Origin of the sequence: Methylopila sp. Yamaguchi (assembly GCF_002897035.1) — a bacterium.
In the GTDB taxonomy this organism is placed as follows: domain Bacteria; phylum Pseudomonadota; class Alphaproteobacteria; order Rhizobiales; family Methylopilaceae; genus Methylopila.
This window is the reverse complement of record NZ_BAUX01000003.1, coordinates 44,193-64,678: the sequence shown is the minus strand read 5'-3', so window position 1 is coordinate 64,678 and position 20,486 is coordinate 44,193. Positions and strand designations below refer to the sequence as shown.

Annotated in this window: 18 protein-coding genes; 15 read left to right on the top strand and 3 right to left on the bottom strand. The window is 72.0% G+C overall.

The genetic code is table 11. From position 1 onward, the window contains the following. The first annotated feature begins 188 nt into the window (after nucleotides 1–188). The 5 genes from METY_RS04525 to METY_RS04505 all read left to right on the top strand — a co-directional run bounded on the left by METY_RS04525 (nucleotide 189) and on the right by METY_RS04505 (nucleotide 5,406). The gene (locus tag METY_RS04525; RefSeq protein WP_160147303.1) at nucleotides 189–1,730 is read left to right on the top strand and encodes a gamma-glutamyltransferase; all 1,542 of its coding nucleotides are present in this window, start codon (nucleotides 189–191) and stop codon (nucleotides 1,728–1,730) included. A 95-nt stretch (nucleotides 1,731–1,825) separates the two neighbouring features. Beyond that, entirely contained in the window at nucleotides 1,826–2,968 is a 1,143-nt protein-coding gene (locus METY_RS04520) for an alpha-D-ribose 1-methylphosphonate 5-triphosphate diphosphatase (protein ID WP_103120195.1), read from the top strand. Then, nucleotides 2,965–3,663, top strand: coding sequence for a DUF1045 domain-containing protein (locus METY_RS04515; RefSeq protein ID WP_103120194.1), 699 nt, complete (start codon nucleotides 2,965–2,967; stop codon nucleotides 3,661–3,663). The genes METY_RS04520 and METY_RS04515 overlap by 4 nt, the downstream gene beginning before the upstream one ends. Before the next feature lie 121 nt (nucleotides 3,664–3,784). Next, the gene (locus tag METY_RS04510; protein WP_103120193.1) at nucleotides 3,785–4,444 is read left to right on the top strand and encodes a DUF1007 family protein; all 660 of its coding nucleotides are present in this window, start codon (nucleotides 3,785–3,787) and stop codon (nucleotides 4,442–4,444) included. 5 nt (nucleotides 4,445–4,449) lie between these two features. Beyond that, nucleotides 4,450–5,406, top strand: a complete 957-nt coding sequence (locus METY_RS04505) for a nickel/cobalt transporter (protein WP_103120192.1) — start codon at nucleotides 4,450–4,452, stop codon at nucleotides 5,404–5,406. Between the two features lie 5 nt (nucleotides 5,407–5,411). Here the strand turns inward: METY_RS04505 and METY_RS04500 are convergent, their stop codons facing one another. After that, nucleotides 5,412–6,137, bottom strand: a complete 726-nt coding sequence (locus METY_RS04500; protein ID WP_103120191.1) for an ArsR/SmtB family transcription factor — start codon at nucleotides 6,135–6,137, stop codon at nucleotides 5,412–5,414. Nucleotides 6,138–6,296: 159 nt separating this feature from the next. Between METY_RS04500 and METY_RS04495 the strand changes: the two genes are divergently transcribed. Together METY_RS04495 and METY_RS04490 are read left to right on the top strand one after the other, a co-directional pair. Then, nucleotides 6,297–7,787 carry a M1 family metallopeptidase gene (locus tag METY_RS04495; RefSeq protein WP_103120190.1) on the top strand — a complete coding sequence of 497 codons (1,491 nt, stop codon included), beginning with the start codon at nucleotides 6,297–6,299 and terminating at the stop codon, nucleotides 7,785–7,787. Nucleotides 7,788–7,889: 102 nt separating this feature from the next. Next, entirely contained in the window at nucleotides 7,890–8,234 is a 345-nt protein-coding gene (locus METY_RS04490; protein ID WP_103120189.1) for an antibiotic biosynthesis monooxygenase family protein, read from the top strand. Here METY_RS04490 and METY_RS04485 read toward each other — a convergent pair. Next, nucleotides 8,177–8,656, bottom strand: a complete 480-nt coding sequence (locus METY_RS04485; protein WP_244593518.1) for a Uma2 family endonuclease — start codon at nucleotides 8,654–8,656, stop codon at nucleotides 8,177–8,179. The two genes, METY_RS04490 and METY_RS04485, sit on opposite strands and share 58 nt — an antisense overlap. Nucleotides 8,657–8,771: 115 nt before the next feature. On the opposite strand from METY_RS04485, the gene METY_RS04480 reads away from it, so the two are divergent. The 8 genes from METY_RS04480 (at nucleotide 8,772) to METY_RS04445 (ending at nucleotide 17,547) form a co-directional block, all read left to right on the top strand. After that, entirely contained in the window at nucleotides 8,772–9,626 is an 855-nt protein-coding gene (locus METY_RS04480; protein WP_244593517.1) for an ion channel, read from the top strand. Nucleotides 9,627–9,734: 108 nt separating this feature from the next. Then, nucleotides 9,735–10,793 (top strand): ferrochelatase, encoded by a 1,059-nt coding sequence (gene hemH / locus METY_RS04475; RefSeq protein ID WP_103120187.1) that lies wholly within the window; start codon nucleotides 9,735–9,737, stop codon nucleotides 10,791–10,793. A 207-nt stretch (nucleotides 10,794–11,000) separates the two neighbouring features. Beyond that, complete coding sequence (locus tag METY_RS04470) at nucleotides 11,001–13,430, top strand: PAS domain-containing sensor histidine kinase (RefSeq protein WP_103120186.1); 2,430 nt, start codon at nucleotides 11,001–11,003, stop codon at nucleotides 13,428–13,430. Continuing rightward, entirely contained in the window at nucleotides 13,427–14,986 is a 1,560-nt protein-coding gene (tsaE, locus tag METY_RS04465; RefSeq protein ID WP_244593516.1) for a tRNA (adenosine(37)-N6)-threonylcarbamoyltransferase complex ATPase subunit type 1 TsaE, read from the top strand. Before METY_RS04470 ends, tsaE begins: the two co-directional genes overlap by 4 nt. Before the next feature lie 20 nt (nucleotides 14,987–15,006). Beyond that, on the top strand, nucleotides 15,007–15,705 hold the full coding sequence (locus METY_RS04460; RefSeq protein ID WP_103120441.1) for a nucleotidyltransferase family protein: 699 nt from the start codon (nucleotides 15,007–15,009) through the stop codon (nucleotides 15,703–15,705). 127 nt (nucleotides 15,706–15,832) lie between these two features. Continuing rightward, complete coding sequence (gene sppA, locus METY_RS04455) at nucleotides 15,833–16,798, top strand: signal peptide peptidase SppA (protein WP_103120185.1); 966 nt, start codon at nucleotides 15,833–15,835, stop codon at nucleotides 16,796–16,798. A gap of 78 nt (nucleotides 16,799–16,876) precedes the next feature. After that, the gene (gene ihfB, locus METY_RS04450; RefSeq protein WP_020186701.1) at nucleotides 16,877–17,191 is read left to right on the top strand and encodes an integration host factor subunit beta; all 315 of its coding nucleotides are present in this window, start codon (nucleotides 16,877–16,879) and stop codon (nucleotides 17,189–17,191) included. Then, complete coding sequence (locus tag METY_RS04445; protein ID WP_103120184.1) at nucleotides 17,188–17,547, top strand: lipopolysaccharide assembly protein LapA domain-containing protein; 360 nt, start codon at nucleotides 17,188–17,190, stop codon at nucleotides 17,545–17,547. The genes ihfB and METY_RS04445 overlap by 4 nt, the downstream gene beginning before the upstream one ends. Nucleotides 17,548–17,745: 198 nt before the next feature. Here the strand turns inward: METY_RS04445 and mutS are convergent, their stop codons facing one another. Beyond that, nucleotides 17,746–20,424, bottom strand: a complete 2,679-nt coding sequence (mutS, locus tag METY_RS04440; protein WP_103120183.1) for a DNA mismatch repair protein MutS — start codon at nucleotides 20,422–20,424, stop codon at nucleotides 17,746–17,748. Between the last annotated feature and the right edge of the window lie 62 nt (nucleotides 20,425–20,486).

Genomic DNA, 20,486 nt, shown 5'->3' with positions numbered 1-20,486 from the left:
AGCGTGAGGAGGTCGGAGGCAGTCTTGGTTCTGTAGTCCTGGTCCTCCCGACGACCTCCTCATGCTGAGGAGCCGAGCGCCAGCGAGGCGCTCGAAGCCCTCTTGCCTCCATCCTCTGGCCTCCATGCCGCGCGCCGGACATGAGCAGGCCGCCCTCCAAAACCTCCTCGAGAGTCAGCCAGGCCCCCATGTCCGACATCGTCGTCTCCACGCGGGGGGCCGTGGCCGCTCCCTGTCGCGAGGCCGCGGAGACCGGCCGGCTAATCCTGGGAGAAGGCGGCGACGCCTTCGAGGCGGCCGTCGCGATGGCGGCGACGCTCGCCGTCGTCGCGCCGCACCTGAGCTCGCTGGCGGCCGACGCCGTCTGGACCTTCCGCGAACCGCACGGGGCGGTCGGCGTGATCGAGGCCCGCGGCCTCGCCGGACGGCGCGCGTCCCCAGCCTTCTTCCATGACCGCGGCCATGGCGCCGTCCCGGTCCGCGGGCCGTTCTCCGCCTTCGTGGCGCCCGGGTCCGTCGAAGGTTGGCGGGCGGCGCTGGAGCTTTCCAGCCGCCGCCTACCGCGCCACGTGCTGTTCGCCGACGCGCTGCGACACGCCCGCGAGGGCTTTTCCGTTTCGTCCACCCTCGCCCGCGCCCTGGCCGACGCGCTCCCGACGCTCCCCGAGGATAAGGGCTTCCAGGCCGCCTTCCTCATCGACAAGGCCGCGCCCGCCGCAGGCGCCACGCTGCGCCCGCCGCGGCTGGCGGACGCGCTCGAGCATCTCGCGCGCTCCGGTCTCCGCGACCTCTACGACGGCGACCTCTCCCGCGAGCTGGCCGCCGACCTCGATCGCCTCGGCATCCCGCTCGGCCGCGAGGATCTCACCCGCGTCGAAGCCCGGCCGCGGGCGGCGCTGTCCGCGCGCATCAAGGCCGGCGTGGCGTTCGACGCCGAGCTCTCGACGCCCGCCCTGATCGCGCTGCTGGAGCGGCTGAAGCTCCAGCGCGACGACGACGCCGCCTTCGTCCACGCCATCGTCGAGGGCGCGAAACGCGTCGAGGGGCTACGCCGCGAGGCCGAGGCCGACGACCGCCCGCGCGTCGCCGCCGCCGATCGTCTGACGCCGGAGGCGCTCGACGCTGCAGCCGGCGCGCTCGACCGCGCCCGCGCGACGCCGCTCGCTTTGCCTGACGTCCCCACCGGGGGCGCCGGCTGGATCGGCGTCGTCGACGCCGCAGGCCGCGCGGTCAGCGTCACGCACAGCCTGTTGTCGCCGTTCGGCGCGGGCATGGTCTCGGCGTCGACCGGCGTGCTGCTCTCGAACCGCGGCGCGGCCTTCGCGCTCGAGGGCGACGAACCGCTTCGTCCGGGCGCCGCCGCCTCCGATCCGCTGTCGGCGCCGCTGATGGCCATGCTCGACGGGCGCGTCGCGGTGTTCGGCGCAAGCGACCGGCCGCCCCTGGCCGCCGCCGCGCTGGCGGTACGCCGCCTCGGCTTCGAGCAGGATCTCGCGAGCGCCCTCGCCGCCCCGCGGATCGCGCTTCGCCGCGGGCCGGACGGCGAGCCCCTGCTGGCGCTTGAGCCGGGGTTCGACGGCGAAGTCGCGGATCGGCTCGACCGGATGGGACATCGCGTCGCTGTGGAGAGCTCAGGGTTCGCGGCGCCCGCGGCGCTCATTCGCGAGGCCTCCGGCCGCGTCGAGGCCGGCGCCGACCCCCGCGGCGAAGGGGCGGCGCTCGGGGTCTGACGCCAAGGGCGCAGGTTTCCATCGCGCCCTGGTCGGCCTATCTAGGCGCAACCTTCGGCCGCCGGCCGAGCTTTCGAGACCCCTATAGCCGCCCGATGGAAACCGTCCTCACCAACGCCCGCCTCGTGCTCGACGACGCGATCGTCACCGGCACGCTGGCGCACCGGGACGGCGTCATCCGTGACATCTCCGAGGGACGCTCGCAGGCGCCGGGCGCGATCGACCTCGAGGGCGACCTGCTGGCGCCCGGCCTGATCGAGATCCACACCGACAACCTCGAGAAGCACTTCGTGCCGCGGCCCGGCGTCGTGTGGCCGAACCCGCTCGCGGCGGCGCTGGTGCACGACGCGCAGATGGCTGCCTCCGGCGTCACCACCGTCTTCGACGCGCTTTGCGCCGGCGGCTACGACGCCAAGAACGACTACCGCCGCGCGATCTTCCCCGACATGGTCGCGGCGATCGAGGACGGGGTGCGGTCGGGCGCGTTCCGCATCGAGCACCGCATCCACCTGCGCTGCGAGCTGACCGATCCCGCGCTGATCGGCGACCTCGACGGCCATCTCGATTCGCCCCTCGTGCGGCTCGGCTCGCTGATGGACCACACGCCCGGCCAGCGGCAGTGGCGGGACGTCGCGACGCTGAAGCGGTTCATGACGAGCAACGGCCTGTCCGAGACCGACGCCGACGAGATGCTCGCCCGGCGCATGGCGGCCGGGGCCGAGAACGCCGCCCGAAACCGACCCCAGGTGGTCGCGCTGTTCAAGGCCCGCGGCGCGCCGCTCGCAAGCCACGACGACACGACCGAGGCGCATGTCGCGGAGGCCGCGGCGGAGGGCTGCGCGATCTCTGAGTTTCCCACGACGCTCGCCGCGGCGCGGGCGGCGAAGGCGGCGGGCCTCGCCACGGTGGCCGGCGCGCCGAACGTGGTGCGCGGCGGCTCGCATTCCGGCGGGGTCTCGGCCAGGGAGCTGGCCGAAGACGGCCTGCTCGACGCGCTGTCCTCGGACTACGTGCCGTCCAGCCTGCTGCAGGCCGTGGAGAGCCTCGCGGCCGGCGACGGCCCGATCACGCTCGCGCAGGCCTTCGGGTTCGTGACCTCCCGTCCCGCCGCCATGCTCGGTCTCGCCGACCGCGGGCGGCTCGCTCCGGGCCTGCGGGCCGACCTCGTCCGTCTGCGCTTCGCAGGCCGCACGCCGGTCGTCCGTTCGGTCGTCGTCGCAGGAGAGAGGGTGACATGAGCGACCCCCGCTACGCGATCTACTACGCCCCGCCGCCGGAAAGCGCGCTCTGGACCTTCGGCTGCCGCGTCCTGGGCTACGACGCCGCGACCGGCGCGCCGGCGCCGGCGCTCGGGCCGCTCGACGTGAAGCCAAAGCGCTGGGCGGAAATGACGGCGGCCCCGCGGCGCTACGGCTTCCATGGCACGCTGAAGGCGCCGTTCCGGTTGTCGGGGACGGCGACGGAAGACGATCTGGTCGCCGCCGGCCGCGCGTTCGCGCAGACGCAGGCGCCCTTCCCGCTGCCGCCGCTGAAGGTGGCGGCGCTCGGATCGTTCGTCGCGCTCGTCCCCGAAGGCAAGGCGCCGGAGCTCGCGCGCCTGTCCGATGCTTGCGTCGAAGCCTTCGACCGGTTCCGCGCCGCGGCCAACGCCGCCGAGCGCGCGCGGCGGCAGGAGGCCCCCCTGACCGAGCGCCAGACAAGCTCCCTCGAGCGCTGGGGCTACCCCTATGTCTTTGAGGATTTCCGTTTTCACATGACGCTGACCGGCGCGCTGCCCGAGGATGACGTCGCGCCGACGGTCGAGGCGCTCGCCCGGCTCTACGCGGACCATGTGGGCGCCGCGGCGACCGAGGTGAACGCCGTCACCCTGTTCGTCGAGGAGAACCCCGCGGAGGGTTTTCGGATCGTCGACCGGTTCGTGTTCCAGGGGTGAACGCCCCTGCCAGCCGAGCGCTCTCCAAACAGGGGGTTGCAGCCGCCGCGTTTCGGCCGCACTCCGGGGCGATGACGCGCATGCGCCGCACGTGATCCCCGCAGGAGCGAACCGACCGCCGATGACGACGCTTCGCCTCGCCCTGTGCGGCCTCCTCGCCGCGATCGCCGCCACCTTCCCAATCGCCGCCGAAGCGCACCCGCATGTGTGGGTGACGGCCCGTAGCGAGATCGTCTTCGGAGCGGACGGCAAGATGGCGGCGGTCCGCCACGCCTGGACCTTCGACGAGATGTTTTCGTCTTTCGCGACGCAGGGGCTGGATGCGAACGGCGACGGCAAGCTCACTCGCGAGGAGCTGCAGCCGCTCGCCGAGGTGAACGTCACCTCGCTCAAGGAGTTCGGCTTCTTCACCTTCAGCCGCGAGGGCGACAAGAAGGTGGGCTTCGCCGAGCCCGTCGACTACTGGCTGGAGCAGACGCCTGCGGGCCTCCTGATCCTGCACTTCACCCTGCCGGTGAAGGACAACGCGCCGCCGAAGGGCGCCCCGCTCAAGGTCGAGGTCTACGACCCGACCTACTTCGTCGCCTTCGAATTCGCCAAGGATCATCCGGCGAAGCTCGTCGAGGCGCCGGCAGGCTGCGCGCTCGACGTCGCCCGCCCGAAGGAGCCCGACGCCGCGACCTCCAAGAAGCTGTCCGAAAGCTTCTTCACGGGGCTTTCGCCGGGCGCGAACTTCGGCGCGCAGTTCTCCAACACGATCTCGGTCTCCTGCACGTCGTGAGGCGGGTGGTCCTCGTCGCGGGCGCGGCCCTCGCGCTGGTGGCGCTCGCGGGCGCGGCGGACGCGCTCGCGCAAGCGGCGGGCCCCTTCGGGGTCGGCCGCCCCGACGGCCCCGGCGGCGCGCCCGCAACCGGCGGGCTGCTCGGCTGGATCGCGGCCCAGCAATCCGATTTCTACCGCTCGCTGTCGGCGGCGATCCGCGCGGCCAAGACGGACAACACCGCCCTTTTCTCCCTTGCCGGCCTGTCCTTCGCCTACGGCGTGTTCCACGCCGCTGGGCCGGGCCACGGCAAGGCGGTGATCTCCTCCTACCTGATCGCGACCGGCGAAGGCTTCCGTCGCGGCGTCGCGCTCTCAACGCTCGCGGCGCTGGCGCAGGCCGTGACCGCGATTGCGGCCGTCGGCCTGATCGCGGTGGCGCTTGGCGCCACCAGCATGGCGATGGGCGTCGCGACCTGGTGGCTAGAGGCGGCGAGTTACGCCGTGATCCTCGCCCTCGGCGTGGTGCTGGTCTGGCGCAAGGGGCGCGGCTTCCTTCGCACGCTCAACGGCCAGTCCGCCCATGTCCACGGGCCGGACTGCGCGCACGAGCACGGCGTGGACCCAAAACTCGTCGAGGGCCGGGTCGACTGGCGCCGCGCTGGGGCGGCGGTGCTGGCGATCGGCCTTCGCCCCTGCACGGGCGCGCTGGTGGTGCTGGTGTTCGCGCTGGCGCAGGGAATCCTCTGGGCGGGCGTCGCCGCGACCTTCGCCATGGCCGCGGGAACCGCCGCCACCGTCGCGGCCATCGCCGCGCTCGCGGTGGGGGCGAAGGGCCTGGCGCTTCGCCTCGCCGCCGCTCGGCCCGGAGCCGGCGCCATGGCGCTGGCCGGCCTCGAGACCCTGGCCGCGTTGGTGGTGCTCGTCTTCGGGGCGATCATGCTCACAGGCCTGCTGCTCACCGGCGTCGGCGCGCCCGGCTGAAGCCTTCAGGCCAAAACGCCCGGCCTCTCCAGCGCGCCAAGGTCCGGGAGGCCGACCTCCTCCGCGAAGAATCGCCGCCCGATCGTGGTGACGTCGAGCGTGCGCTCGTCCTTCCGCCGGGCGAGAACGCCGCCGTCGATCAGCGCCGCAAGCAGCGCGGCGCCGAGCGCCCCGGCGAGGTGGTCCCGCCGTTCGCTCCAGTCGAGGCAGCAGCGGGCGAAGGCGCGCGGAGAACAGCGCGCGCGGGCGACGTCGACCCCTCGCGCGCGGAACCAGCGTTCGCCGGCGAGCGTCGGTTCGAAGCCGTCGTGCCCGCGCCGCAGCAGATCGCGCGCGACCAAGGCCGCGACGAGCTCCACCGCCAGCCGTCCGGCGAGATGGTCGTAGCAGGTCCGCGCCTTGCGGAAGGCGGCCTCGGCGGGCGTGCGGGGCCGAACGGCGGGCCGCGCGACGCTGGCGAAGATCATTAGCCGCTCGATCAGTTCGGCGACCTCGGCGCCAGCCAGACGCACGTAGCGATGCCGCCCCTGCGTCGCGACCGACACGAGGCCCGCCGCGGTCATCTTGGCGACGTGCCCGCTCGCGGTCGGGGCCGAGACCCCAGCGAGGCTCGCAAGCTCCTTCGCCGTGCGGGCGCGCCCGTCCATCAGAACGCCCAGCATGCGGGCGCGGGTCGGGTCGCCGATCAGGGCGGCGGCTTCGGCGATCAGAGGGTCTGCGGGCGCCGTCATGCCGCGAGACTACGCGCCCGGGCGCTCGCGTGCGAGCCGCGACGCTTCGGCCGCCGCCGAAGGATCGGCGCCTCCCATTTGACCACGAAGCCTTTGCTTCCGGCTTTGCTGACGCGCCCTGAGGGTTAAGCTTCGGCCTGAACAACGGGGGAACGACGCATGCACGCTTTCGCCAAAGCCGTCGTTCTTGCAGCCGGCCTTGCGCTCGCCGCCAGCTCCGCCCACGCCGTGGACCCCTTCTTCCCGACCTTCGGGAACAACGGGATCGACGTCCGCAACTATGACCTCGACCTCGACGTGGCGATGCCCTCGTCGCGGCTGACCGCAAAGGCCACGCTCGACATCCGCGCGCTCGAGGACATAACGACCTTCCGACTGGACCTCACCGGCCTGACCGTCTCCGAGGTGCTGATCGACGGCGTTCCCGCCGTCTTCAACCAGCGCAACGAGAGCAAACTCACGATCCGACCGCGCGTCGCGATCCCGAAGGGCAAGTCGTTCAAGGCCGTCATCTCCTACGCCGGCGCGCCGAAGCCCATTCAGGACCCGACCGTGCCCGACGATCCATCCTACCAGCTCGGCTGGTTCACCTATGACGGCGCAACCTACGCCCTGAGCGAGCCGGTCGGCGCCTCGACCTTCTACCCCTCGAACGACGAGCCGACCGACAAGGCCACGTTCAACCGCATCGCGATCACAGTGCCTGCAGGCTACACGGCGGTCGCGAACGGCTTGCTGAAATCGACCACGCCGCTGGGCGCCAAGACCCGGTTCGTGTGGAGCATGGACGAGCCGATGACGACCTGGCTCGCCACTGTCCACATCAACCGGTTCGACGTGAAGGTCACCGCCACCACCACCGGCAAGCCGCTGCGGTTCTACTCGACCGCCGCGACGCCCGCCGCCGACGTCGCGAGCTACGCGAAGAGCCGCTCGATGATCGCCTACTTCGAGACCCTCGTCGGCCCCTACCCCTTCGACAGCTACGGCAGCGTGGTGGTCGACGACCCCGCTCTCTACTACGCGCTGGAGACCCAGGGCATGTCGACCTTCCCGCTTGGCGCCGCCGACGAGGGGATCGTCGCGCATGAGCTGGCCCATCAGTGGTTCGGCAACTCGGTGTCCGTCGCGGCTTGGGCGGACCTCTGGCTCGCGGAAGGCTTCGCGACCTATTTCGAGGTGCTCTGGCCGAACCGTCGTTCGCCCGCGGCCTTCGACGCCGCCATGCGCCGCATGTACGACTACGCCGTGGACGCGCAGCTCGGGCCGGCCGTGGTCGACCGTCCGGAGGACATCTTCTCCGACCGCACCTACGTGCGCGGCGCGCTGGCGCTTTATGCGCTCCAGCTCAAGGTCGGCACCGAGACCTTCTTCCGGATCGCGAGGACCTGGCAGGAGACCTACCGCGGTCGCAACGCGAACAGCCGCCAATTCATCCTCACCGCGGTGGACGTCTCCGGGGACCGGACCGTGTCGACGCTGCTGTCCGACTGGCTGTTCAAGGCGCCGGTCCCGCCGCTGCCGGGTGGGCAGCCGTCCGCCGCGCGCCGCCTTGGTCCCGCCCCGAAGCCCGATCTCGTCGGCCTCCGGTGCGGCCGCGGGAGCCATCGCGGTGCGCCTGCCGTCTGCGCGGGCGCGGCCGCGAACTGACTGCGGCGCCCGGCGACGATCGGCCAGCGCCGAAGCGTTTTGACTTGCGGGAAGCCGTGAGCGGCGGGCAGGTTCGGATCCTGTCTGCGTGAGGAGCCGCCCATGATCGCCGTCATCTTCGAGGTCACGCCCGCCGAGGGCCGCACGGACGACTACTTCGCCATGGCGGGCGCCCTGAAGGCCGACGTCGAGACCATCGACGGCTTCATCTCGGTCGAGCGCTTCGCCAGCGTCACGACGCCCGGCAAGTACCTGTCGCTGTCGATCTGGCGCGACGAGGAGGCGGTCGCGGCCTGGCGCGCGCTCGCGCGCCATCGCGCGGCCCAGGTCGCCGGCCGCGAGGAGGTGTTCGCCGGCTATCGCTTGCGGGTGGCCTCGGTGATCCGCGACTACGGCATGGACGAGCGCGCGGAAGCTCCCGCGGACTCGCTCGCGCTCCACGGCTGACGCCGCGCGATCAATCGCCGAGCGGCAGCTCTTCGAATAGGTCGTGGGCCTCGAGCCGGCGCCCGATCTCGGGCAGATCCAGCGTTGCGTCCAGCGTCTCGTAATGGTGCGGCGTCTAGCCGGAGCAGCGTCATCTGCGGCTTCTCGGTGTCGACCAGCAGGATGTAGCGCAGCGACGGCCCGGACTTGTACTCGTCGAGCTTGCGCACCCGGTCGAAGTTCATGGTGCTGGGCGACAGCACCTCGACGACGAGGCGGGGCTCGGCGGAGGTGGTGTCCTTGAGGAGGGGTTGGCCGCATTCCACGGTCACGTCGGGGCGCCTCACATTGCCGGCCGGAATTTTTAACGCGATCGCGTCCGTCGTTGTCTCGCAGGGTTTCCCGCGGAGCTGACCGTGCAGCGACGCGACCAGGTTCACCATCACTCTGTCTCGCTCGTCGCCTGTCTTCCGCGCGCTCGCCCGGAGAGGCGCGTTTGCCGCGGGGCTTGCGCTCGCTATCTAGCGCGGGATGACGACCTCCCGCCCGGAACGCCGCTTGCCCGACACGACAGACGCCGCCGCAGCGGCAGCCGCGGCAGGCGCCGAACCCTCGGCCGACGGCCCGCCGCCCCGCGGACGGGGCGGCTTCGCCCGCTTCCGCCGCGCGCTGCACGCGCTCTACCACGGCGACAGCCGCAGCGCGCTCCGGTTCCAAGGCGTGGTCGTCCTGATCGACCTTGCGATCATCGCCTTCTTCCTGGCGACGCCGGCGCTCAGCACCGAGCCGATCTATCTCTGGCTCGACGTGCTGATTGCGATCGTCGTGGGCCTCGACCTCGCGGCACGGGCGCTCGCGGCGGCGGATCTGAAGCGCTGGATGCGCCGACCGGACGTCTGGATCGACGCCTTCATCTTCGTCACCCTGCTCGCGCCCGCATGGTTCGCGAACCTGGGTTTCCTCCGGGCGCTCAGGATCTGGACGCTCTCCCGCAGCCCGACGATCTGGCGGGGCCTGCGCCGCCATGGCCTCGCCCATTGGGAGGACGCCACCCGCGCGGTGATCAATCTCGCCACCTTCCTGATGGTGGTGACCGGTTTCGTCTACACCGGCTTCGCGGGCCGCGCCGAGGGCATCACGTCCTATGTCGACGCGCTCTACTTCACGGTGACGACCGTCACCACTACGGGCTTCGGCGACATCACCCTGCCGGGAACCTGGGGGCGGCTGACGTCCGTCGTCGTCATGATCGTGGGCATCTCGCTGTTCGTGCGGCTGGCGCAGGCGATCTTCCGGCCGCGGAAGGTCTCGTTCTCCTGTCCGCAATGCGCCTTGACCCGTCACGAACCCGACGCGGTCCACTGCAAGGCCTGCGGCCATCCGCTGAAGATTCCGGACGGCGACGACGACTGAGCGCGATCCGCCTTTCCGCCGGCGCCGTAAGGGCGGTGCGGCCCGGCTGTATTTCCGCGCGCCGGCGACTATGTTCCGGCCAGCCATTCGAGGAGTTCCACCCGTCCGATGAACGCCCCCTTCAGCCAGGGCGACATGCGCGCCGTGCGCCTGCCCGCCGATCATCCGCCGGTGAAGGTCGGCCGTATCGGCGTGCTGCTCGTGAACCTCGGCACGCCGGACGGCACCGACTACTGGTCGATGCGGCGCTACCTCAAGGAGTTCCTGTCGGACCGCCGCGTGATCGAGACGCCTCGGATCATCTGGTGGCCATTGCTGAACGGGATCATCCTCACGACCCGGCCCGGCCGGAAGGGCAAGGACTACGCCTCGATCTGGAACAAGGAGCGCGACGAGAGCCCGCTCCGCACCATCACGCGAAGCCAATCCGAAAAGCTTGCGGCGTCGCTCGCGTCGACCGCGCCGAACCTCGTCGTCGACTGGGCGATGCGCTACGGCAACCCTTCGATCCCGTCCCGCATCGAAGCGCTCCAGAAGGAGGGCTGCGACCGCATCCTCCTCGTGCCGCTCTACCCGCAGTACGCCGCGGCGACCTCCGCCACCGTCTGCGACAAGGCGTTCGACGCGCTGAAGGCCATGCGCTGGCAGCCTGTGCTCAGGGTCGCGCCGCCGTGGGCCGACGACCCCGTCTACATCGAGGCGGTCACCAGCCAGCTGCGGAAGGAAGTGGCGAAACTGTCGTTCGAGCCGGAGGTCATCCTCGCCTCGTTCCACGGCGTTCCCCAGTCCTATCTCGCGAAGGGCGACCCCTACCACTGCCAGTGCCAGAAGACGGCGCGGCTGATGCGTGAGGCGCTCGGGCTCGACGAAACCCGCTTCCGGATCACCTTCCAGTCCCGCTTCGGCCCCGAGGAGTGGCTGCAGCCCTACACCGACAAGACGGTGGAGGCGCTCGCCAAGCAGGGCGTGCGCAACCTCGCGGTCTGCATGCCCGGCTTCACCGCCGACTGCCTGGAGACGCTGGAGGAGATCGCGGGCGAGAACGCCGAGATCTTCCATCACAACGGCGGCCAGAACTTCGCGGCCATTCCCTGCCTCAACGACGGCGAGGAGGGCATGCGCGTGATCGAGCACGTGGTGCGCCGCGAATTGATGGGCTGGATCTGAGGAAAAAGCGCCGCCGCGGAGCCGCGCGCGTCGCCATAATACCGTCTCCCGAAGGACTCAATCGCGCCTTTCTCGTTCGCGTACTCGTTATGGACTCTTGGGGGCGACTCCCCCCGAAGGGTATGGTGACGCTGATTCGTGAGGGCGCGCGCGGGGCGTATGGCGCGCCTTTCGCGGCGAACGCCGCACCGACGGGGGCTTCACCAGATGCACGACCGGCCGCGCCGCGCCGTCGCTCCTTTTGTCGTCGTCACGGCGGCGCTCTTCGCCCAGCCGGCTGCGGCCGCGCCCTTCGGAGCGCCTGAGACCGCCGCCCTCTCTCTCTTTCTCGGCGCGCTGTTCGTGGCGGCCCTCACCTCCATCCTGTTCCTGCGCACGCGCCAGCGCCTCGCCGAGGCTCAGCACGCCGCAGCCGCCGAGATCGCCGAGCTGCGCTCGCGGCTCGATCGCTCCGAAGCGCTGGTCGCGACCGAGCCGCAGGTGATGATCATTTGGCGGGCGGGCGCCGAGGCGCCGGAGCTGGTCGGCGACCCGGCGCGCCTGACCGGCATGCCGGCAGGCCGCCGCCTGCTCGCCTTCGGAACCTGGCTCGAACCCGACGCCGCCCGCGCCCTCGACGCCCGGTTGGACGCGCTCCGCCAGCGGGGCGAACCGTTCCGCCTCATGCTGCGCACGCCCGAGGGCGGCCACCTGGAGACCGAAGGCCGCCCCGTCGGCGCCGCCGTGGTGCTGCGTCTGCGCGACGTCACGGGCGAGCGCTTGGCCCGGGCCGAGATCGAGGACCGCAACGCCGAGCTCTCCGGCGCCCTCGCCCGCGCCACCGCCCTGCTGGAGTCCCTGACGCAGCCGGTCTGGATCCGCGACGCCGAAGGCCGGCTGACCTACGCCAACGAGGCCTACGCCCGCGCGGTCGAGGCCAGGACGGGCGCCGCCGCGGTCGAGCAGGGCGCGGAGTTCCTCGACCAGCCGCTGCGCGCCGCCGCCGCCCGCGCCAACCAGGCCGGCCAGGTGTTCCGCCGCCGCGCGCCCGCGGTGTTCGCGGGCGCCCGCCGCATCTTCGACGTGGTCGAGGCGCCCTCGCCATCCGGCTCGGCCGCGATCGCGGTCGACGTCTCCGAACTCGAGGACGTCCGCGCCGACCTGTCGCGCCAGATGGAGGCGCACCGCCGGACGCTCGACGAACTCGCGACCGCGGTCGCGATCTTCCGCAAGGACGGCGCGCTCGCCTTCCACAACCAGTCCTACCGGCAGCTCTGGGCGCTCGATCCCGCCTTCCTCGACGGCGGCCCGAGCGACGCGACGATCCTCGACCGGCTGCGCGCCGAGCGCCGGCTCCCCGAAGAGGCCGATTTCCGCAAGTGGAAGGCCGAGCTGCACGAGGCCTACCGTGCGATGGAGCCGCGCGAGCACTGGTGGCACCTGCCCGACGGCCGCACGCTGCGCGTGGTCGCGGCGCCGAACCCCGAGGGCGGCGTCACCTACCTGTTCGACGACGTCACCGAGAAGATCGCCCTGGAGAGCCGGTTCAACGCGCTGTCCAAGGTGCAGCGCGAGACGCTCGACCATCTGCAGGAGGCCGTCGCGGTGTTCGCCTCCGACGGCCGGCTCACGCTGCACAACCCGGCGTTCGCCAGCCTTTGGCGCCTGTCCGAGGCCGACCTCGCCAACCGTCCGCACGCCGACGAGATCCTCAAGGCCTGCAGCGCGCGCCACGCCGACGTCGAGCTCTGGCGGCAGCTTAAGATGGCGATGACCGCCATGCCCGACGAGCGCCAGCCGGTGATCGCCCGCATCGACCGCGATCGCGCCGGCATCGTCGACGTCATCACCCTGCCGCTGCCCGACGGCGGCACGCTCGCGACCTTCACCGACGTGACCGCGAGCGTGAACGTCGAGCGCGCGCTGCGCGAGCGCGCCGAAGCGCTCGAGGCCGCCGACCGCCTCAAGAACGACTTCGTCAACCACGTGTCCTACGAGCTGCGCTCGCCTCTCACCAACATCATCGGCTTCGGACAGCTGCTGGGCGACGCCCGGCTAGGCGCGCTTTCGCCGAAGCAGCGCGAGTACGTCGAGCACATCCTGTCGTCCTCGGCCGCCCTGCTCGCGATCATCAACGACATCCTCGACCTCACCACCATCGACGCCGGGGCCATGGAGCTGGAGCTCGGCCCAGTCGAGGTGCGCGAGAGCATCGACGCCGCCGTCGAAGGCGTGCGCGACCGGCTTGTGGAAGCCGGGCTCCGGCTCGAGATCGACGTCGCGCCCTCGGTCGGTTCGTTCGTCGCCGACGGCAAGCGCGTGCGCCAGGTGCTGTTCAACCTGCTTGCAAACGCCATAGGGTTCTCCCAGCCCGGCCTGCCGATCCGGCTGTCCGCGCGCCGCGAGGAGGACGCCGTTGTGTTCCAGGTCTCCGACCGAGGTTCCGGAATTCCGCCGGAGATGCTCGAGAAGGTCTTCGACCGCTTCGAAAGCCGCACGGCGGGCGCCCGCCACCGCGGCGTCGGCCTCGGCCTGTCGATCGTCCGCTCCTTCGTGGAGCTGCACGGGGGCCGCGTGACGATCGACAGCGGGCTCGGCCGCGGCACCACCGTCACCTGCCGCTTCCCCGCGGGCCAGATCGCGGCCGCCGCGGAATGAAGGGCCCGGCCAGCATGATCGGCGCGGCGCGCAAGGCGACGCCGGGCGTCGAGACCTGGGAGCTCGCGCTCGTCGACGAAGCCGCGACCGCCGCGCTCGCCGCCGACGTCGCCCGCATCCTTCGCCCCGGCGACCTGATGACGCTGTCGGGCGACCTCGGCGCCGGCAAGACCACCTTCGCCCGCGCCCTGGTGCGCGCGCGCGCCGGCGACCCGGAGCTCGAGGCCCCGAGCCCGACCTTCACCCTGCTCCAGATCTACGACCTGCCCCGCGGCGCGATCGTCCACGCCGACCTCTACCGCCTCACCGGTCCCGAAGAATTGGAGGAGCTCGGCTGGGAGGAGGCCGGCGAAGACGCGATCGTGCTCGTCGAGTGGCCGGACCGCATCGGCGCAGACCTGCCGCCGGACCGGCTGGACCTCAGGCTCGATCTCGGCTCAAGCCCGGAGTCCCGCAAGGCGCGGCTGTCGGGCTACGGCGCCTTCGGCAATCGGCTGGCGCGCCTGCGCGACGGCCGGCGCTTCCTCGACGCCGCCGGCTGGGGCGAGGCAGCCCGCGCCCACGTGCAAGGCGACGCCTCGAGCCGCCTTTACGAGCGCCTGACGCTCGGCGACCGCACGGCCATCCTAATGGACGCCCCGCCGCGCGCCCACGGTCCCGCGCTCTACGACGGCAAGAGCTACCTGACGCTCGCCCGCCTCGCGGTGGACGTGAAGCCCTTCGTCGCCGTGGCCAACGCCTTGCGCGCCTTCGGCTACGGCGCGCCCGAGATCTACGCGCAGGACCTCGCCAACGGCTTCCTGCTTGTGGAGGATTTGGGCCACGAGCCGGTCGCCGCCGGCCAGCCGATCGCCAGCCGCTACGAGGTTGCGGTGGAGCTTCTGGCCGATCTCCACGGCCGTTCGGCGCCGACGGAGCTGCCGGTCGGCCGCGAGCTCTACAGCGTGCCGCCTTACGACCTGTCGGCGATGCTGGTCGAGGTCGACCTGCTGCTCGACTGGTACATGCCGCATGTGGCGGGCGCCGCTCCCGCGCCCGAGGCGCGGGCGGAGTTCCGCGCGCTCTGGGCGGCCGCGCTGGAGCCGATCCTGGACGAGCCCGCGACCTGGACGCTGCGCGACTACCACTCGCCGAACCTCACTTGGCGCGACGACCGGGAGGGGCTGCAGCGGCTCGGCGTGCTCGACTTCCAGGACATGGTGTTCGGCCCGCCGGCCTACGACGTCGTCTCGCTGCTGCAGGACGCCCGGGTCGACATGCCCGACGGGCTCGAGCTCGCGCTTGCGGCCCGCTACCTCGAGCGGCGGCGACGCGCCGATCCCGGCTTCGACCCCCGGGCCTTCGCCCGCGCCTACGCCACCATGGGCGCGCAGCGAGCGACCAAGATCCTCGGCATTTTCGTGCGGCTCGCCAAACGCGACGGCAAGCCGGGCTACCTCGGCAACATCCCGCGGGTGCGACGGGCGCTCGCCGCCAACCTCGCCCATCCCGACCTCGCCGACCTCGCCGCCTGGTGCGCGGCCAATCTCGAGCTGACGGAGACATCGGAGCGTTGAGCGCCGCGATCACCGACGCGATGGTGCTGGCCGCCGGCCTCGGCACGCGGATGAGGCCCATCACCGAAACCAAGCCGAAGCCGCTGGTCGAGGTCGGCGGCGCGACGCTGGTGGACCATGTGCTGGACCGGCTCGCGGACGGCGGCGTCGCGCGCGCCGTCGTCAACGTCCACCACCACGCCGATCAGATGGAGCGCCACCTCGCCGCCCGGACGGCGCCGGCGATCGTGATCTCCGACGAACGCGATCGGCTGATGGATTCGGGCGGCGGCGTCGCGCGGGCTCTTCCGCTGCTGACGGGGGACGCCGTCTTCATCGCCAACGCCGACACCTTCTGGATCGACGGCGCGCGCTCCAACGTGGCCCGCATGGCCGAGGCCTGGGACCCGTCGAGGATGGACGCGCTGCTGATGGTGGCCGCGCTGACCGCGAGCGTCGGTTTCGACGGCGCCGGGGACTTCGCCTTCGCGGCCGACGGCCGCCTCACCCGCCGCCCCGAGAACCAGGTCACCCCCTTCGCCTACGCCGGCCTCGCGGTGATGCCGCGCGCCACGTTCGAAGGCGTCGGCGACGCGCCGTTCTCGCTCAACCGGCTCTGGAACGAGGCGATCGAGCGGGAGCGCCTGTTCGGCCTCCGGCTGGACGGCCTGTGGCTGCACGTCGGCACGCCCGAAGCCATCGTCGAGGCCGACCGCGCCATCGCGCTGTCCGCGGCCTGAGAGGGCTCGCGCCGGGAGCCGCGGAGCCTCCGCGACCCGGCGCTCGCCCGTGGCGGCGAGAATGGAAGACAGCGCGCGGGCGGCCATGCTACGCCTCGTCGCCTGACAGCCGCACAGGGACGACGCCATGGCCCTCGACGCCGAATCCATCATCGAGCGACGCGCGCTCCGGCGGCGGCTCGCGATCTGGCGCGTCGGCGCGATCGCGCTGGTCGGCCTCGTGATCGTCGTCGGCGCGCTCGCGACCTTCGGAGGCGACGAGCGGAAGCCCGGCCCGCGCGAAGCGCACATCGCCAAGGTCGAGATCTCGGGCGTCATCATGGACGACGAGAAGCGCCAGAAGCTGCTCAAGGACATCGACAAGAGCGAGGCCAAGGGCGTCCTGCTGGTCGTCAACAGCCCCGGCGGCGGCGTGACCGCATCCGAGGACATCTATCTCGCCGTCCGCAAGATCGCCGAGAAGCGGCCGGTCGTCGCCGTGGTCGAGACGCTCGCGGCCTCGGGCGGCTACATCGCCGCCATCGCCGCCGACCGCATCGTCGCCCGCGAGACCTCGATCACCGGCTCCATCGGCGTGCTGGCGCAGTACCCCAATTTCACCGGCCTGCTGGAGAAGCTCGGCGTCCAGGTGGAGTCGGTGAAGTCCTCGCCGCTGAAGGCGGCGCCGAACGGCGTGGAGCCGACAAGCCCCGAGGCGCGCAAGGCGCTCGAGGCGCTGATCCTCGACAGCTACGCCTGGTTCAAGACGCTCGTCTCGGAGCGCCGCAAGCTCGACGGCGAGGGCCTCGCCACCGTCGTCGACGGTCGCGTCTTCACCGGCCGCCAGGCGCTCGGCCTGAAGCTGGTGGACGAGATCGGCGGGGAGGACCAAGCCATCGCCTGGCTCGGAACCAAGGGCGTCGACGTCGACCTTCCGGTGCGCGAATGGAAGCCGGACCAGGGCGGTCTGGCGCGCCTCGGCCTCGCCGGCATGGCGGCCTCGGCGGCTGACGCTCTCGGCTTCCCGGCGCTCGGCGCCGCGCTTCGGACCGGCGGCGACGGCCGCCCGCTGATGCTTGACGGGCTGCTTGCCCTCTGGCAACCTTCCGCCTAAAGGCCTTGTTTTCGAGGCACTTAAGCCGAACGAGAGACCTGAGCGGCCGCCCGGCCGCATCTGGCGGAGGGGATGGCGATGATCAAGTCGGAACTGGTGACCCGTATCGCGGCGGAAAATCCGCACCTCTACCAGCGCGACGTCGAGAACATCGTGAACGCCATCCTCGACGAGATCGTCGACGCCCTCGCCCGCGGCGACCGGGTGGAGCTGCGCGGCTTCGGCGCGTTTTCGGTGAAGGCGCGTCCGGCCCGCGTCGGCCGGAACCCGCGCACCGGCGAACACGTTCCGGTGGACGGCAAGGTGGTGCCGTTCTTCAAGACAGGCAAGGAGATGCGCGTGCGGCTGAACAAGGACGACCCGGCGGCGGCGGCGGCGGAAGCGAGCGCATGACCCTCCGTCGGCTCCTCACCGGCCTGATCGGCGTCCCGCTGTTCCTCATCCTCGTGCTGTTCGCGGTGGCGAACCGGCAGTCCGTGGTCGTCGGCTTCGACCCGTTTTCGCCCGAAGCGCCCGTGCTCGCCGCGCCGGCGCTGCCGCTGTTCGCCGTCATCCTCGCCGCCGTGATGCTGGGCGTCGTGATCGGCGGCTCGGCCTCCTGGTTCCGCCAAGGCAAATGGCGCAAGGAGGCGAAGACCCGCCGCGCCGAGGTCTCGAAGCTGGAAGCCGAGACCGAACGCGCGCACCGCGAAGCCGCCGCTGCCCGGCAGGCCCTCGCGCTGCCGGCGCCCCGCCGCGAAGCCGCCTAAGCCAGGCGGACGCCGACCCTTTTCCTCCCGTCGGCTTTCTGCGCGCCGTCTTGCGGCGCGCTGCATGCGTTCACGGGCGAACCATGGGCGTGTCAGCCCCCTCGACCATTGCGGCGATCGTACCGAGCAGCGCGTAGGCGACGTGGGGCTGGCGCGGCAGCGCCCTTCCGCAGGCTGATGAACGCGAGCCGTTAAGCCTCAGGCCTCTCCGGCCTTCCTCAGCGTCTTCAACCGGTACAGCGCCTCGAGCGCCCCCTTGGGCGTCAACTCGTCAGGGTCGATCGCGTCGAGCGCCTCCGCGACAGGGTCTGGCCCCGCCTCAGGCTTCGGGCGCGCGGCGGCGAAGAGCGGCAGGTCGTCGATCATGCGCTCCACCGGCGAGGCGCGGTCCGCGGCCTCTAGCTCGTCCAGCACCGCCTTCGCGCGACGGACCACCATCGGTGGCAGGCCCGCGAGCTTCGCCACCTGGATGCCGTAGGAGCGGTCGGCGACGCCGGGCGCGACCTCGTGCAGGAACACCACCTCGCCCTTCCACTCCTTGACCCGCACCGTGGCGTTGCGCAGCCGGCCGAGCCGGCGCGCGAGCGCGGTGAGCTCGTGGAAATGGGTCGCGAACAGCGAGCGACACCGGTTGACCTCGTGCAGGTGCTCAATCGCGGCCCAGGCGATCGACAGGCCGTCAAAGGTCGCGGTGCCGCGGCCGATCTCGTCGAGGATCACGAGCGAGCGCGGCCCCGCCGTGTTCAGGATGGCTGCGGTCTCGACCATCTCCACCATGAAGGTGGAGCGCCCGCGGGCGAGGTCGTCCGCGGCGCCGACGCGGCTGTAGAGCCGGTCCACCACGCCGATGCGCGCGGCCTTCGCCGGCACGTAGGCGCCGGCCTGCGCCAGCACGGCGCAGAGCGCCGCCTGCCGCAGGTAGGTCGACTTGCCGCCCATGTTGGGGCCGGTGACGAGCTGGACGATCCCCGCGTCGAGCTCGGTCTCCGAGAGCGTGACGTCGTTCGGCACAAAAGGCTTTCCGCCCCGCTTCAGCGCCCGCTCGACCACGGGGTGCCGGGCGCCCTCCAACCGGAAGTCGAGCGTGTCGTCCACATGCGGCCGCACGTGGCCGCAATCGACCGCGACCTCCGCCAGCGCCGCCGCCACGTCGAGCGCGGCCAGCGCCTCGGCGCAGGCGCGGGACGCGTCCCAGCTCGCCGAGACCTGCGCCGCCAGCCGGTCGAACTGCGCGAGCTCGAGCCGCAGCGCCGTGTCCCCCGCCTCGCCGATCCGCCGCTCGAGGTCGCCTAGCTCGGTGGTGGTGAAGCGCATGGCGCCGGCCATGGTCTGGCGGTGTACGAAGGTCTCGGCATGGGGCGGCTTCAGCAGACGCTCGCCGTGCTGCTGCGGCACCTCGATGAAATAGCCCAGCACGTTGTTGTGCTTGATGCGCAGCGTCCGCACATCGGTTGCGTCGGCGTAGCCGGCCTGCAGCCGCGCGATCACCTTGCGGCTCTCGTCGCGCAGCGCCCGGGCCTCATCCAGCGCGGGGTCTGCGCCCGCGCGCACGAAGCCGCCGTCGCGCTTCAGGAGCGGGAGCTCGTCGTCGAGCGTGGCGGCGAGGTCCGCGCCGAGCGCATGGTCGGCGGCGCCGAGCGCGTCTGAGATCGCGCCAAGCTCGTCCGCCGCGGGGACCAGCGGCGCGATCCGCGCGGCGAGCGCTTCCGCGGCCCTGAGCGCGTCGCGGACGGCGGCGAGGTCGCGCGGACCGCCGCGTCCGAAGGCGATGCGCTGGGCGGCGCGGGCGAGATCCGGCGCGCCGGCGAGCGCGGAGCGGACGGCGCGGCGGACCGCGGGCTCCTCGATGAAGGCGGCCACGGCGTCGTGCCGGCGGCGGATCGCGGCGACGTCGACAAGCGGCCCGGCGAGGCGCGCGCCCAGCAGCCGCGAGCCGCCGGCGGTGACGCAGGCGTCGACCGCGTCGAGCAGGCTGCCCTCGCGCTGGCCTGCGAGCGTCCGCACGATCTCGAGGTTCGCCCGCGTCGCCGCGTCGATCTCCATCGCAGCGCCGCGCCCCTCGCGGACGGGACGGGCCAGCGGCGGGCGGCTGGCCAGCTGGGTGCGCTCGAGATAAGCGACGACGGCCGCCGCGGCCCCAAGCTCTGCCTTCGACAGCGCGCCGAAGGCTTCGGCCGTCGCGACGCCGAAGTGCTTGGCGAGCCGCGCGTCGGCGCGGGCGGCGTCGGTCATGTCGCGGGGGATCGGCGTGACGGCGGCGCGGGTCTCGGCGGTCGCGGCCGCTACGTCGTCGACCAGCGCCTCTGGTACGAGTATCTCGGCCGGGTCGAGCCGCGCGAGCGCCGCGCCCAGGCTCGCTGGGGCCGCCTCTCCGACCGCGAAGGCCCCGGTCGAGACGTCCACGTGGGCGACGCCGAACACCACGCCGCTGGTCTCGCCGCGAGCGCGGACGACCGCCGCCAGCAGGTTCGCCCGCCGAGGCTCCAGCAGCGCGTCTTCGGTCAGGGTGCCGGGGGTGACGAGACGCACGACGTCGCGGCGCACGACGGATTTCCCGCCGCGCTTCTTCGCCTCCTTCGGATCCTCGGTCTGCTCGCAGACCGCGACGCGATGGCCGGCGGCGATAAGGCGTTGGAGATAGTCGTCGGCGCGGTCCACCGGCACGCCGCACATCGGGATGTCCTCGCCGAGGTGCTTGCCGCGCTTGGTCAGCGTGATGCCGAGCGTTTTGCTCGCGACCTCGGCGTCCCGGAAGAACAGCTCGTAGAAGTCACCCATCCGGTAGAACAGCAGGCTGTCCGGATTGGCCGACTTGATCTCGACGTACTGCTCCATCATCGGCGTCACGCGCGCCGGGGCGTCTTGGACGTCGGTCATCGGAGGTCGCGGGTTCCGCTGCGGCAAGCGTCCTTCAAACGCGATTCCGCGCGCCGGCGCAA

Coding starts and splice junctions, on each gene's coding strand:
- METY_RS04525 (WP_160147303.1), top strand. CDS start 189: ATGTCCGACATCGTCGTCTCCACGCGGGGGGCCGTGGCCGCTCCCTGT.
- METY_RS04520 (WP_103120195.1), top strand. CDS start 1,826: ATGGAAACCGTCCTCACCAACGCCCGCCTCGTGCTCGACGACGCGATC.
- METY_RS04515 (WP_103120194.1), top strand. CDS start 2,965: ATGAGCGACCCCCGCTACGCGATCTACTACGCCCCGCCGCCGGAAAGC.
- METY_RS04510 (WP_103120193.1), top strand. CDS start 3,785: ATGACGACGCTTCGCCTCGCCCTGTGCGGCCTCCTCGCCGCGATCGCC.
- METY_RS04500 (WP_103120191.1), bottom strand. CDS start 6,137: ATGACGGCGCCCGCAGACCCTCTGATCGCCGAAGCCGCCGCCCTGATC.
- METY_RS04495 (WP_103120190.1), top strand. CDS start 6,297: ATGCACGCTTTCGCCAAAGCCGTCGTTCTTGCAGCCGGCCTTGCGCTC.
- METY_RS04490 (WP_103120189.1), top strand. CDS start 7,890: ATGATCGCCGTCATCTTCGAGGTCACGCCCGCCGAGGGCCGCACGGAC.
- METY_RS04485 (WP_244593518.1), bottom strand. CDS start 8,656: ATGGTGAACCTGGTCGCGTCGCTGCACGGTCAGCTCCGCGGGAAACCC.
- hemH (WP_103120187.1), top strand. CDS start 9,735: ATGAACGCCCCCTTCAGCCAGGGCGACATGCGCGCCGTGCGCCTGCCC.
- METY_RS04470 (WP_103120186.1), top strand. CDS start 11,001: ATGCACGACCGGCCGCGCCGCGCCGTCGCTCCTTTTGTCGTCGTCACG.
- tsaE (WP_244593516.1), top strand. CDS start 13,427: ATGAAGGGCCCGGCCAGCATGATCGGCGCGGCGCGCAAGGCGACGCCG.
- METY_RS04460 (WP_103120441.1), top strand. CDS start 15,007: ATGGTGCTGGCCGCCGGCCTCGGCACGCGGATGAGGCCCATCACCGAA.
- sppA (WP_103120185.1), top strand. CDS start 15,833: ATGGCCCTCGACGCCGAATCCATCATCGAGCGACGCGCGCTCCGGCGG.
- ihfB (WP_020186701.1), top strand. CDS start 16,877: ATGATCAAGTCGGAACTGGTGACCCGTATCGCGGCGGAAAATCCGCAC.
- METY_RS04445 (WP_103120184.1), top strand. CDS start 17,188: ATGACCCTCCGTCGGCTCCTCACCGGCCTGATCGGCGTCCCGCTGTTC.
- mutS (WP_103120183.1), bottom strand. CDS start 20,424: ATGACCGACGTCCAAGACGCCCCGGCGCGCGTGACGCCGATGATGGAG.